This is a genomic window from Bacteroides sp. FSHCM14E1, from assembly GCF_019633785.1.
In the GTDB taxonomy this organism is placed as follows: Bacteria; Bacteroidota; Bacteroidia; order Bacteroidales; family Bacteroidaceae; genus Bacteroides; species Bacteroides hominis.
Map to the genome: position 1 here is coordinate 1 of NZ_JADKYL010000003.1, position 15,262 is coordinate 15,262.

Sequence of the window (15,262 nt, forward strand, 5' to 3'; positions counted from 1 at the left end):
AAGCTACTACTACCACTTCATCAAGTGCCTTAGAATCAGTCTTTAATATCACTTTAATATTAGGTGCAATTGCTACCTCAGCAGTCTGCATACCGATATACGAAATCTGCAAAGTCTTTGCAGAACTTGGTATACCAGATAACGTAAATTTACCATTTAGATCAGTAATAACACCTACAGTGGTGCCCTTAGCTAATACAGAGGCTCCAACAACTGGTTGCCCATCTTCTTCAGAAATAACAACACCTGTTACCTTCTGAGTTTGGGCGGTTACTAGACCTATACCTATAAAAAGGCAAGTCAATAACAGCATTAATTTTCTTTTCATAAATTCTCTCTTAAAGTTTAACTTTACATTAATTGTTTCTTTACTCTAACAAAATGCAAATATATTAAGAAATATGAAACGAACAATTATTTCTATAAAAAAACCTTGCAAATATAACAAATCGTTATCTAAATGCGCAATTTTATGTCTAATAACATAGAAATATGCCTTAAAAAACGTAAACGAGGTTTGTATTGCTAACATGTTGCAGGTGCTAATAATATGTATTTTGGTCCATTTTTGTATATTCAAGGCTTAATATGAGCAAAAATAGTGCTCGTTTTTCTGTTAAGGAAGTTTTTATAAATATAAATTAGCCACTTTTTAAAAATACAAATTAGTTATTTCTATATAAAAAATAGCAGGTTTTAGCAGATATTAAATCTTATTCAATTCTAATATTGAGTCTATGCACGTCTTATTTGTCCATAGTATTAATTAAAAATAAAGGAAATGGATAAAATTATTTACAGTTTAGTGTATAATAGAAAAAAGAGCCTGAACAAAAAAGGGATGGCGTTGGTACAGGTTGAGGCTTACTTAAACAGGAAGAAGAAATATTTTTCTACCAAGGTTTACTTGAGTCCTGACCAATGGGATTTCAAGAAAAGGATGGTTAAAAACCACCCTAATGCGGATGCTATCAATCACATGCTCTATGAGTTCATGGCAGAAATAGAGAAGAAAGAACTGGGATTGTGGCAACAGGGAAAACAAATTTCATTGGATTCACTAAAAAATTCAATGGAAAGTCAGGATGATGGAACTTCGTTTATTGCGTTCTTCCGCAACGAAATAGCCAAATCTTCATTGAAGGAGAGTACCAAACGTAACCATTTATCAACTTTGGAGTTATTGAGAGGCTATAAGAAAGATGTGTCATTCTCAGATCTGACATTTGAATTTATATCCTCATTTGATCATTACCTCCAGCAAAAAGGGTATCACACCAATACCATTGCGAAGCACATGAAACATTTGAAAAGACATATCAATGTAGCCATAAATAAAGAATATATGGAGATACAGAAATATGCCTTTAGAAAATATAAAATTAAAAGTATCGAAAACAGCCATACTCACCTTTCTCCAGAAGAATTAGGAAAGATTGAAAGTTTGGAATTGGATGGTCGGTTTATGAAACTGGAAAAGACAAAAGATGCTTTCCTCTTTTGTTGTTATGCAGGATTACGATATTCTGACTTCACCAACTTATCCCCTGAAAACATAGTGAAAATGCATCAGGAAACCTGGCTTATTTATAAATCTGTGAAAACGAATACGGAAGTACGCCTTCCGCTTTATCTTTTATTTGAGGGAAAAGGAATAGAAGTCTTGAATAAATATCAGGATAATCTTGCTGATTTTTTTAAGCTTAGAGATAATTCAAATGTGAATAAGGAATTATTGATCATAGCAAAATTATCAGGGTTGAATAAACGTATTTCGTTCCATACCGCTCGCCATACCAATGCTACATTATTAATATACAGTGGAGTCAATATTACTACTGTACAAAAGCTATTGGGACATAAAAGCGTGAAGACAACTCAAGTTTATACTAATATAATGGACATAACTATTGTACGAGACTTAGAAAAGTCTAAAAATAATCGCAAAGTATCTTACATGTAACAGAGATTTGTGCCTTACGTAGATGTATTGGCTATTAACATTGTTAACACGAATCACAGTTCGCAAGTACCGCTTCTATAAAGAACTTGTTTTCTGATTGAAAATCACTAATTCTTTGCATGTAGGAAGTTAGTTTTAACATGATGTTAAAACTAACTTCCTACATGCAAAATGTGAACGGTTTAATTGGCTGTTTATTAAATATATAAGTTTATTAATCCTATTATAAGGAAATTTAGGTTGGCATTCTCTGTTTTTATATAAATATCAAATTAGTAATTATCCTTTTTCATTTCTAAACCGTTTATGTAAAATAATAATAGACTGCTTTATGACTTTTTTTTTCGTTTGGAACTATTGAGTATAACATTCTTTTTTCAATCGTATACTTTTTAATCTATATTTCACTTACAATAAGCGGATTACGTGTACAATAGTGGGAGATCGATATAGGAATCATTCAGCTTTTATTGTTAGTACTGTTATCATATATATTTGATATTCAAACATATAACCATTGATATCGTAGTATAAGCACAAGTTCTCTGTATCTTTTATAAAATACTGATAATAAACAGTTTATAGTACAATTATAGTTCTGCAAAGACTTTGCAAATTTCGTATATTGGTATGCAAACTGTTGAGGTAGCAATTAAACCAGTTGTGAAAATTATATTAAAATCAGATACCGAAATTCTCGATGAGGTAGTGGTGACAGGATATGGTACATTTAAAAAATCGACTTTCACAGGTGCAGCATCCACAATGGCCACTGAAAAATTGCAAGATATCCCCACTATGGCTGTAGAAGATAAACTTGCAGGTTCTATCCCGGGAGTACAAATCAGTTCCTATTCAGGTGCACCGGGAGCTACAACATCCGTGCGTATTCGTGGAATGGGTTCTATGAATGCAGGGAATGATCCTTTATATGTAATTGATGGCACCCCAGTACAATCAGGAAATATTAGCGCTTTTAATACTCCCAATACAGGTGAAGGATATAATAGTACCGGTACCAACGTATTGGCTACCTTAAATAGTAATGATATAGAGTCAATTACGGTCATCAAAGATGCAGCGGCTGCCTCACTTTACGGTTCACGTGCTGCTAATGGTGTTATTGTGATCACAACTAAGAGGGGATCCACAGGAAAAACTCAATTTAATTTTCGTAGTGACTGGGGATTCTCCAATATAGCAGTCAATTACCGTCCGACTCTTAGTGGAGATGATCGTCGTGAATTGATTAAGTTTGGTCTAAAGAATTATTATATGGATGAAGAGGGTATGACTGCAGCCCAGGCTGAAGTTGCTTTAGAAGATGATATTGATACTTTTGCTGCAAAACCAGTTGGCGGTTGGACAAATTGGAAAGATATCTTGTTCAAAAATGGTAGTCACCAGAATTATGAAATCAGTGCTCAAGGTGGAACAGAGAAGACGAAATTTTATACATCTTTGGCTTACACTAAACAAGAAGGAATTACTGAACGTTCGGGTTTAGAACGCATGACAGGTAATGCAAATCTATCTCATGAAACAGGACGTGTAAGATTAGAAGCTTCTACTTTATTTTCACGTATTCATCAGAATATGACTAACGAAGGAACTTCTTTTGCCAGTCCTATTATGAATGCTTTTTGGACAGCGTCACCTTCTGTCGTTCCCTATAATGAAGATGGAACCTTCAGTTCTAATTTTCCTTTGACGAATGGCGCAAACCCGGTCCAAACACGTACTTATAATTATGATCGTAATGATATTACACGTTCATTTAATACATTGACAGCTACTGTTACTCTTTGGGATGAGTTAAAGTTACGTGAAAAAATAGCCTTTGATTATACTTCTTCAATTGAATCTGTATGGTGGGATCCTCGTAGTATGGACGGACGTTCTTCCAATGGAGTATTTCAGCGTTATAATCGTACACTGGAAACATTGACAACCCAGACCCAGCTAACTTACATCAAGACATTTGGCCAAAAACATAACTTGGATGCTTTATTGGGGTTTGAAACAGAAGACTTCACGGATATTTGGGTGTATACTCATGGTTCTCAATATCCTGGTTACAAGAATGAAATTGCAAATGCAGGAGAAACCTCTTCTAATAGTAACCGTGATAAATCGCGTTTAACTTCTTTTTTGGGGCGTGTGAATTATAATTTTGATAATAAGTATTATGCAGGGGTCAGTTACCGCCGTGATGGAAGTTCCCGTTTAGCAAGAAATAATCGTTGGGGAGACTTTTGGTCTGTATCCGGATCTTGGAGATTTATGCAAGAGTCATTTATGGAATCTATCAGAAATGTAATAACTGATGGTAAACTTCGTTTGTCGTATGGGGTAAATGGGACACAACCCAGTACTTATTATAGTTATATGACTAATATGTATAGGGCTGGACAAATTTATAATGGACAATCGGGTATGGGAATTATTGGCATCGGGAGTCCTAATTTGAAATGGGAAAAGAATAAAGCTTTTAACCTTGGATTAGACGTGACTTTATGGGAACGTCTGAGTCTAACTGTGGATTATTATACACGTAAAACAAGTGATTTGTTAATGAATAAACGGATCTCTTATGTTCCAGGTTATTATGATCCAATCAGTTTTGCTCCGACAGCTTTGCAGAATGTAGGTTCTCTGGAAAATGAGGGTATCGAGTTTAGTTTATCCTCAACTAATCTGCAGACTCAGGATCTGATCTGGACAACGACCTTTAACATTGGGCATAATAAGAATAAATTGGTTAAACTGGATGGTATCCAAACGGATGAAATAGACGGTGCGTTGATACATCGTGTAGGTGAACCATACTATTCCTATTATATGTTCGAATATGCAGGTGTCGATCCCAAAACAGGTAATGAAATGTATTATAAAAACAACGGCACTAATGAAACCACAACCCTGACTTCTGAAGCTCAGAAAGTCATTGTTGGACATCATGATCCGAAAGTAGAAGGCGGATTAACAAATTTCTTAAAATGGAAATTTATTGATCTTAATCTGACACTAACTTATTCTTTAGGGGGTAAAGCCGTAGATTATGCAACCTGGTTACATGACAACGGTGGCACTTATACATCTTATGGGGCTATTCCTTCATACTATAAATTGGAAGATATGTGGAAAAAAGAGGGAGATAATGCTAAATTGCCTAAATTCAAATATGGGAACTCACGCGTACTTTCATCGCGTTGGTTAATGCCTACTGACTATCTTCGTTTGAAAAATCTGTCATTAGGATTTTCTGCACCCAAGAATCTTTTATCTAAAATGGGAATTTCCAAGGCGAGAGTTTATTTCTCTGCTAACAACTTGCTAACTTGGAAATCAAAGGACTTGTTAGTTGATCCGGAAATGCCTGTAGATGGCTTGTGTACGTTCGAAATGCCTGCATTAAGAACGTATACATTCGGTATAGAAATTGGTTTTTAATAATTAAAAAAGAAAATAAATATGAAGAATATAATATATAAAGCATTAATAGCTATTACTTTAACGGTTGGCATGTCTTCGTGTGTCAATAATTGGCTGGACGTAGAACCAGGCAACCAGGTGGAAGCAGATGAAGCTGTTACTACGAGTGCTGACCTCTCTTCTGTACGTGCTGGAATGTATCAAATGATTAAGGGAACTAGCGATTTCAACGATTATTATGCTGCTCGTATGTTATATTATGGAGAGGTAAGAGGCGAAGATATGCAGACAGAAAAATCCGGCAGCCGTTCTCAATTGAGTTATGACATGACTTATTCAACTGCGGACAATGCACCTGATATCTGGCAAACGCCTTATGTTATTATTGGACGTGCCAACCGAATTATTGAAGCAGCAGAAAGTGGAAAACTGACTGATAAGGAAGAAGCAGCGGATATCATTGCTCAGTATGCAGCAGAAGCAAAAGTAGCCCGGGCTATGGCACATTTTGATTTGGTACGTGTGTATGGTAAAACCTATACTGCTCCTGGAGCACCTGCTTCATTGGGTGTTCCTGTAGTTACTATGGTATTGGATTCAGATAGCAAATTGCCCCGAAATACAGTAGAAGAGGTTTATACGCAAGCTATCAAAGACTTGGTTGATGCTATTAACTCAGGATATCTTGCTAAAGATAAGACTCAGGGGTATATCAATGAATGGGCAGCAAAAGCCTTGCTCACCAGAATCTATCTGACTAAAGGTGATAACGAGAATGCACTCAAAGTTGCTGAAGATATTATAACCAATTCTCCATATAAACTTTGGACTAATGAAGAATATGTTGCCGCATGGAGCAAAATCAGTGGAGTTCATTCTAACGAAATGCTTTTTGAAATAGCTATTACTGGTTCTACAGACTGGACAGATCGTGAGGGTATCGCCTACCTATATAATGAGGATGGATATGCAGACGTAATTGCAACTAAAAAGTTTCTCGATTTGTTAAATGAAGATCCGAAGGATGTACGCTTAGGTGTATTTTTAGCTCCAACAACTAAGGATTTCCAGAAGTTGTATGGGACAAATACAGTCTTTTTAAATAAATATCCTGCAGATGGGTTAAGTGATTTACGTTATAACAATGTTCCGTTGCTTCGTTTGTCAGAAGTATACTTAAATGCAGCTGAGGCTGCTGCCAAATTAGGCAATCAGAATGATAAAGCTATAAAGTATTTAGATGCTATTGTAAAACGTGCTAATCCGGCTAACACAGTGCAGGGTACAATTGTTACGGTTGATAGGGTTTTATCGGAAAGAAGAAAAGAATTGATAGGCGAAGGACACCGTTTTTTTGATGCGATGCGTAATAATGAAACTATAGTTCGTTATACATCTAAAGAAGATCAGGGATGGCAACAAGCATTAAAAGAGGAAGTACGCAGTTTTAACCGTGATTTCTACAAGACTTTATTACCAATCCCACAAAATGAAATAGATGCCAATCCAGCAATGAAAGATCAACAAAATATCGGATATTAATCTAAAGTAGTAAAATTTATACAATGAACCCACTACGAGTGAAACTACTTGTAGTGGGTTTGTTATTTGTATCTGTCATTCAAGAATCTAAAAGGATAATACAGGAAAAAATTAAACTTATCTTTTATCTGGAAAGTGATTAAAAAACAAAAAATGATATTTTGAGGATTTAGATCAAAAATATGTACATACAAAAAACGGAATTTACTTGGAGAAGCGAAATGGTAGAATAACGACCAAAGCTTATTGCTTATATAACACTGATTGACATTATCTTATATGCTTATTATGAGGGAGATATAATAAAACATATAATAACTTTGGCTTCTTAGTATTTTTATATTTGACTGATTATTAAATTATTGATATAGAGAACAGACATGTATACCAAGTTCATGCACTGTTTATAACACGCACATTATAAGCGTTTTAGCAAACACTACAGTTCTGCAAAGACTTTGCAGATTTCGTATATTGGTATGCAAACTGTTGAGGTGGCGATTAAGCCTGTTATGAAGATTACGCTAAAACCTGATACGGAAGTGTTGGACGAAGTCGTTGTAACAGGATATGGTACATTTAAAAAATCATCTTTTACGGGAGCGGCATCAAGTATTACGACGGAGAAACTTCAGGATGTTCCTTCTTTAAGTGTACAAGATAAATTAGCCGGTTCTGTTGCCGGTGTACAGATTACGTCTACTTCCGGACAACCGGGTGCTGTTGAATCTGTACGTATTCGTGGAATGGGGTCAATTAATGCCGGCAATGATCCGTTATACGTCATTGATGGAGTACCTGTAATGACTGGTGACGCAAGTCAATTCACTTATTCTCAGTCAGGTAATAGCTTATTGTCCACCATCAACAGTAATGATATCGAATCAATGACGGTAATTAAAGATGCAGCGGCTGCCTCACTTTACGGTTCACGCGCAGCAAACGGTGTTATTGTAATTACTACTAAAAAGGGAGCTTCAGGAAAATTGAAACTCAATGTGAGGGCAGACTGGGGATTCTCCAACAAAGCTATTGATTATCGTCCCATTCTGAATGGTGAAGATAGACGCGATATCCTATATATGGGTCTTAAAAACTATGCTTTAAATTCTGGAAAGGATGAAGCTTATGCCACGAACTATGCAGATAATAATATTGATAAATATGCTGCAAAACCTTGGAGCGGATATACTGATTGGGAAGATATTCTTTTCAGAAACGGTTCTCACCAAAATTATGAAGTAAATGCTCAAGGAGGAAATGAGCGGACTAAATTCTATACCTCTTTTGGATACACCAAACAGGAAGGTATTACACTACAGTCTGGATACGAGCGTATCACCGGACGTGCAAATATGAGTCATACGGCAGACCGCGTTACAATTGAGGCAAGTACGATGTTTACAAATTCAAATCAAAAAGTAAACTCGGAAGGGACTAGTTTCTCAAGCCCCATCATGTGTCTGGCTATGACAGCTTCTCCCTCTACATTCCCATATAATGAAGATGGTACATTTAGTACGAGTTTCCCTGCTTTGAATGGTGCCAATCCTCTTCAGACTGCAACGTATAATTATGATCGTAGTACAATTGTGCGTACTTTGAATACATTGGCCGCAACATGGAATATCTGGGATAATTTGAATATAAAAGAAACTTTGGGTTATGATTTTAACCAGACAAACAATCGTGTATGGTGGGATCCTCGTTCCAATGATGGTCGTTCTTCAAAAGGGGTATTTCAACGCTATATGATGAACAGAAGCAAGTTGAATACTCAAACTCAGTTAACTTACAACAAGACATTTGCAGAACACCATAATATCGATGTACTGTTGGGATTTGAAACGGAGGATTACAAATACGATTATACCTATACTAATGGTAATACTTATCCATCCTACTTACCGGAGATTACAAATGCAGGTGTTTCAAGAGGTGCCAGTAACATTAATAGTTATCGAATGACTTCCTATTTAGGACGTTTGAATTATGATTATGCCGGAAGATATTATGTAAGTGGTAGTTTCCGTCGTGATGGAAGTTCGCGTTTATCAAGAGATAGTCGTTGGGGCAATTTCTGGTCTGTATCAGGTTCATGGAGACTTTCACAGGAAGCATTTATGGAATCATTATCCAATGTTATTACTGATGCTAAGATCCGTGCTTCTTACGGTGTAAATGGTACACAGCCCAAAGACTATTACGGATATATGGGGGTATATGAATTTGGATATAATTATAATGGAAATGGTGGTTCGTCAGAAGCTCGTTTCTATAATCCGAATCTGAAATGGGAAAAGAATTATGCCACAAATATCGGTATTGACCTTACACTACTCAATAGGTTGACTATTTCTGCTGAGTGGTATAACCGTGAGACAAAAGATCTCTTAATGGATAAACCGATTTCTGCTGCAGTCGGTGTAATCAATAGTGCGGGTACTGCTAATATGCTTGTGAATGTTGGCTCAATGAGAAATCGTGGTTTTGAATTGGAATTGAAGTCTACCAACATCCAGAACAAGGACCTTTTCTGGACTACTTCCTTGAACTTAGGACATAATAAGAATAAGCTGACCAAGTTGGATGGCGAACAACAGGAAATCATTGATGGGGTTTCTATCCACCGTGTGGGTGAACCATATTATTCTATCTATGCCTATGAATATGCAGGTGTTGATCCTCAAACAGGTAAAGAACTGTATTATATAAACGGTGAAGATGGTAGCCGTGAAACAACAACAAATTCTGCTGCTGCTAATAAAACGATTATCGGTTCTATCGAACCTAAAGTACAAGGTGGTTTGACCAATTATATCAGTTGGAAGTTTATTGATTTCAATTTAACCCTGACTTACTCTTTAGGCGGACATGCTTATGATTATGCTACCTGGCTACAATCTAATGGAGGTACTTATAATTATGTGGGTAATGTTCCTGCTTATTACAAGATGGAAGATACCTGGCAGAAAACAGGTGATAATGCCAAATTGCCACAATTTGCATACGGTAACACTAATAAAGCCTCTTCGCGTTGGCTGATGTCTACAGATCATTTACGTGTGAAGAATATGACTTTGGGATTCACTTTACCGCAAAACTGGTCGTCTAAAGCAGGTATCAGTAAATTAAGAGCTTATGTTTCAGGAAACAACCTGCTAACTTGGAAGAAAAAGAGTTTGTATGTTGACCCGGAAGTTCCGGTTGACGGATTGTGTACATTCGAGACTCCGGCTCTTCGAACTGTTACATTTGGTATTGAAATCGGTTTTTAATCAAGTAGAAACAATTTATGAAAAAAGAATTTATGAAAAAGATATATAAATCAATAACACTGGTTGCTACTATCCTAAGTTTGTCTTCCTGCGGGAATGATTGGCTGGATAGAAAACCTGCTGACGGAATTCCATCAGAAGATGCAATTACAAACTATAATGATGCTCTGACTGCACGTACAGGTATGTATGATGGTATTCAGGGAAACTCTAATAGCACCAGCTATTACGGTGCCCGTATGTTTTATTATGGAGATGTCCGTGCTGAGGATATGCAAGCCAGAACTCAGGGTATGCGTTCGTCATCATGCTATGAGATGCGCTATACTGTGGATGATGCTCCTAATATGTGGAATATACCTTATAATGTAGTTCGCCGTGCCAATCGTCTGATTCAAGCAATTAACGAAAAAAAGGTGACTGACGCAACAGAAGCACAAATAGGTAAAATATATTCAGAAGCATTGGTTGTCAGGGCATTGGTTCATTTTGACTTAGTGAGAATCTATGGTATGCCTTATACAGCCGATAACGGAGCTTCTTTGGGTGTCCCGGTTATCTTGAAACCTTTGGAACGAAATGATTTGCCTTCCAGAAATACAGTAGCAGAAGTTTATACGCAAGTCATCAGAGACTTGACTGACGCTATTAATTCTGGATATCTTGCTAAAGATAAGACTCAGGGATATATTAATGAATGGGCAGCAAAAGCCTTGCTTACCAGAGTCTATCTGACTAAAGGTGATAACGAGAATGCACTTAAAGTTGCTGAAGATATTATAACCAACTCTCCATATAAACTTTGGACTAATGAAGAATATGTAGATGCATGGTATAAAAACAATGGAGCACATACGAACGAAATGATTTTCGAAGTTATAAATGCAAGTAATGATGACTGGACTGACCGTAATGGTATTGCTTATTTGCTGAACGAGAACGGATATGCGGATGCAATAGTTACAAAAAACTTTATGGCTATGCTGAGTCAGGATCCTAAAGATGTTCGTATAGGTATGGTATTGCCGGCTCAGTATGATAAGGATCTTAAAGAAGAATATGGCGATGCAAAAATCTTCATTAATAAATTCCCGGCTGATAAGGACGATGTAGGTGAAATGCGTTTAAATAATCTGCCTTTACTTCGTCTTTCGGAAGTATATTTGAGCGCTGCAGAAGCGGCGGCTAAGCTTGGGGGACACCAGGATAAAGCTGCTAAATACCTGAATGAAATTATTCTGAGAGCGAATCCGGAAGCTAAGGCTGTTTCGGAAGCAGATGCTACAGTAGAAAGAATCATTCTTGAAAGAAGAAAAGAAATGATTGGTGAAGGTCAACGTTACTTTGATGCATTACGCAATAATGAAACAATCGTTCGCTATAAAGATGAAGCAGATAAGGGGTATCATTATTCACTAATTAAAGAATCGCAAAGCTTTGACCGAACTTACTTTAGAGCTATACTCCCGATTCCTGTTGATGAAACAAATGTAAATCCAAACTTGAGAGCTCAACAAAATCCCGGATATTAATAGTGGATTAATCATGTAATTAAAAGGCTGCTTTCTTTAAAGGGAGTGGCCTTTTTTATTTCACAATAATGGAACTTCCTATTGAGTTTCATTATGACATTTGTTGTATATTAGCCAAAAGTAATTCAAACTGTTTTTCAAAGAAAAAATGTCGTTTATTTCAAGATACAAATGAAAGACACATTAAAAAATATTTATCTTATATGCGATCTGTGAATGTGACACTACTCTAAATTTCGACTATTGATAGGTGAATAAAATATCTATATAAAGCAAATAGTCAATTAGTACAAAGGAAAAATGTAGTAGAATAGGAAATAGAATGCAGAATCTTATTCGTACTGATAATCAATGTATTATCTGATTATTGTAAGATATATGAAGTGTTTCATTTTGAGCTTCTCAATAAAATAGAAGATTTGTAGTATTTTGATAATAAGCGTTTTAATAAATCTTTTTTTCTTTTTACTAAGTTCAATATCGTTGTATAATACGCACATTATAAGCGTTTTAGCAAACACTACAGTTCTGCAAAGACTTTGCAGATTTCGTATATCGGTATGCAGACTGCTGAGGTAGCAATTGCACCGATAATCAAAGTGATATTAAAGACTGATGCTAAGGCACTTGACGAAGTCGTAGTAACAGCAATGGGTATCTCAAAAGAGAAAAAAGCGTTAGGGTATGCCGTACAAGATGTGAAAGGAGATAAGCTGACTCAAGCATCAAGTAGTAACCTTTCCAGCGCTTTACAAGGTAAAGTTTCAGGAGTGGAGATCTCACCGTCATCAGGTATGCCGGGTGCCTCTTCCAAAATGACTATTCGCGGATCACGCTCGTTTACAGGAGATAACACTCCCCTGTATGTTGTGGATGGTATGCCTATCTCATCATCTACAGACTTGGATACTTTCAACTCTGTTACAGGCTCTGACTATGCAAACCGTGCAGTAGATATCGACCCGAATGACATTGAAAGCATCAACATCCTGAAAGGTCAAGCTGCTTCTGCTCTGTATGGTATGCGCGCATCAAATGGTGTGGTAGTAATCACTACCAAGAGCGGTAAAGGTGCACGTAAAGGTAAACCGGAAGTTACCATCAACACTGGTTTATCATTCGATAAGGTTTCTACTATGCCGAATTTCCAAAAAGAATTCGCACAAGGATTTAATGGTGCTTTTAGCCCATCAGATTCTCGTTCTTGGGGTCCTTTGATCTCAGAACTGGCTAACGATCCCAAATATGGTGGCAATACGGATAATACCTATACCCAGAAATACGGTAAACATCAGGGGCAATACTATGTAGACCAGCGTGCCAAAGCAGGACTGGACCCATGGGCTACTCCTCGTGCATATGACAATGCTAAAGATTTCTTTAATACAGGTGTAACGTGGAACAGCAGTGCAAACGTGGCACAAAGCCTCGATAAAGGAAGTTACTCTTTGTCTTTAGGAAGTACTACTGCAAACGGTATTGTACCTTCTACAGGTATGGATCGTTATAATGCAAAACTAACTGCACAAGCTCAATTGAACAAGAATTGGTCTACCGGTTTCAATGGAAACTTCGTTTATTCTAAAATCAAAAAGCAAACCGGTGCCAACAATGGTATCCTGGCAACTGTATATGGTGCACCGTCCAGCTACGATTTAGCCGGTATCCCATCACACATTGATGGAGATCCTTATACACAAAACACGTATCGTTCAACAGGCGGTTTTGATGGTGCTTATTGGGCCGTTGAAAATAACTCTTTTAAAGAACGTACTCAACGTTTTTTTGGAAATGCATTTGCTAAATATTCTACTGATTTCGGTACAGAAAATCATAAACTGGATGTAAAATACCAGTTAGGTACCGATGCTTATACCACTAACTATACCGATACATGGGGATATGGACACTCCAACGGAACAGGTAGCATTGAAGAGCAGAGCGTTACAAACAATGAAATAAATTCATTGTTAACTGTTACTTATGACTGGAAAATCACTCCGGAACTTGACTTAAATGTATTATATGGTAATGAATTAGTCGATAATTCTTCAAAATACAAATACAACCTCGGAAATAACTTCAATTTCCCAGGATGGAACCATATAGCTAACGCATCAATCTATTCGTCTACAGGAACCTACCATCGCGAGCGTACCGTTGGTAACTTCGGTAACATTTCATTAGCATATCGTAGCATGTTGTATTTGAATGCTACTGTTCGTAATGATATTGTTTCATCCATGCCACGCAACAACCGTTCATTCACTTACCCTTCCGTTTCTCTTGGTTTCATCTTTACCGAATTGGAAGCACTGAAGAATGATGTTCTGACTTATGGTAAAATTCGCGCTTCTTATGCAGAAGTAGGGCAGGCAGGTACTTACTATCCTTCTTACTATAAAACTCCGGTCTATGGTGGCGGATTCTCTTCAGGAACTCCTATCCAGTATCCTATTGGATCGATCAGCTCATATATTCCATATTACAAAATTTATGATCCTAATCTGAAACCTCAGAACACCAAATCATACGAAATCGGTGCAGACTTCAGTTTCTGGAACGGTTTAGTTTCATTGAACTATACATATTCACGCCAGAATGTAAAGGATCAGATATTCGAGGTGCCTTTGGCTACTTCTACCGGATATAGCGAATTGATCACAAATGGTGGATCGGTACATACAAACTCACACGAAATCACTTTGAGTGTAAATCCGATCCAAACTAAGAACTTCAACTGGGATTTTGCATTCAATTTCTCTAAAATCGACAACTATGTCGATAAATTAGCTCCGGGTGTATCAAGCATCATGTTAGGAGGTTTTGTTGATCCGCAAGTACGTCTGAGTGCCGGTGATAAATTCCCGGTTATCTATGGTACAAGCTATCAAAGAAACGAAGATGGTCAGATTGTCGTAGATGAAAACGGTATGCCGACATTAGGTGAAAACAGAGTGTTGGGAAGTGTATCTCCTGACTTCAGACTGGGCTTCAATACTACTTTTGAATTTTATAAGTTCCGCCTCTCTGCAGTACTTGACTGGAAGCAAGGTGGATGTATGTATGCCGGTACTGTGTCAACACTCGACTATTATGGTGTAACCCAGAAATCAGCAGACTATCGTAAAGCTGATTACTTCTACTTCAATAAACCGGCTGTAAAACAGTTGGCAGATGGTTCTTACGCACCTAATGACATCAAAATCAGCGGTGAGAACGCTTATAATTACTTCGACAGATTGAGTACGATCTCTGAAGCCGGAGTATACGGTTCTTCATTCCTGAAACTACGCGAAATCGCTTTAAGTTATCCGGTACTGGATAAGTCATACTTAGGCGTAACAGTAAACGTCTTTGCACGTAACTTATTGCTTTGGTCAGAAATGGATAATGGTATTGACCCTGAATCATCACAGGGAAATAACAACATGGCCGGTGCTTTCGAACGCTTCTCGCTCCCGGGAACATCAAGCTATGGTTTTGGTATTACAGTTAAATTCTAAAAAGGA

4 protein-coding genes and 3 pseudogenes are annotated in these 15,262 nt (G+C 37.1%); 6 read left to right on the forward strand and 1 reads right to left on the reverse strand.

Annotated features, from left to right (window positions below; translation table 11 throughout):
- A partial coding sequence (locus tag ISX59_RS05685; protein ID WP_206265680.1) for a carboxypeptidase-like regulatory domain-containing protein occupies nucleotides 1-328 on the reverse strand: 328 nt, incomplete at its 3' end.
- Nucleotides 329-781: 453 nt separating this feature from the next.
- Here ISX59_RS05685 and ISX59_RS05690 point away from each other — a divergent pair.
- From ISX59_RS05690 to ISX59_RS05715, 6 genes and pseudogenes are all read left to right on the forward strand, one after another.
- On the forward strand, nucleotides 782-1,963 hold the full coding sequence (locus tag ISX59_RS05690) for a Tsr0667 family tyrosine-type DNA invertase (protein ID WP_005783269.1): 1,182 nt from the start codon (nucleotides 782-784) through the stop codon (nucleotides 1,961-1,963).
- Between the two features lie 606 nt (nucleotides 1,964-2,569).
- Nucleotides 2,570-5,416: pseudogene (locus ISX59_RS05695) on the forward strand (SusC/RagA family TonB-linked outer membrane protein); the annotation flags it as partial.
- Between the two features lie 21 nt (nucleotides 5,417-5,437).
- Complete coding sequence (locus tag ISX59_RS05700) at nucleotides 5,438-6,940, forward strand: RagB/SusD family nutrient uptake outer membrane protein (RefSeq protein ID WP_220575723.1); 1,503 nt, start codon at nucleotides 5,438-5,440, stop codon at nucleotides 6,938-6,940.
- A gap of 443 nt (nucleotides 6,941-7,383) precedes the next feature.
- A pseudogene (locus ISX59_RS05705) lies at nucleotides 7,384-10,218 on the forward strand (SusC/RagA family TonB-linked outer membrane protein); the annotation flags it as partial.
- Between the two features lie 32 nt (nucleotides 10,219-10,250).
- A complete protein-coding gene (locus tag ISX59_RS05710) occupies nucleotides 10,251-11,750 on the forward strand; it encodes a RagB/SusD family nutrient uptake outer membrane protein (protein ID WP_220575789.1) in 1,500 nt (499 codons plus the stop codon).
- Between the two features lie 524 nt (nucleotides 11,751-12,274).
- A pseudogene (locus ISX59_RS05715) lies at nucleotides 12,275-15,256 on the forward strand (SusC/RagA family TonB-linked outer membrane protein); the annotation flags it as partial.
- Between the last annotated feature and the right edge of the window lie 6 nt (nucleotides 15,257-15,262).

Excerpts from the sequence above, each read along its gene's own strand:
- ISX59_RS05710 (WP_220575789.1), top strand. The coding sequence starts at position 10,251 with ATGAAAAAGATATATAAATCAATAACACTGGTTGCTACTATCCTAAGT.
- ISX59_RS05700 (WP_220575723.1), top strand. The coding sequence starts at position 5,438 with ATGAAGAATATAATATATAAAGCATTAATAGCTATTACTTTAACGGTT.
- ISX59_RS05690 (WP_005783269.1), top strand. The coding sequence starts at position 782 with ATGGATAAAATTATTTACAGTTTAGTGTATAATAGAAAAAAGAGCCTG.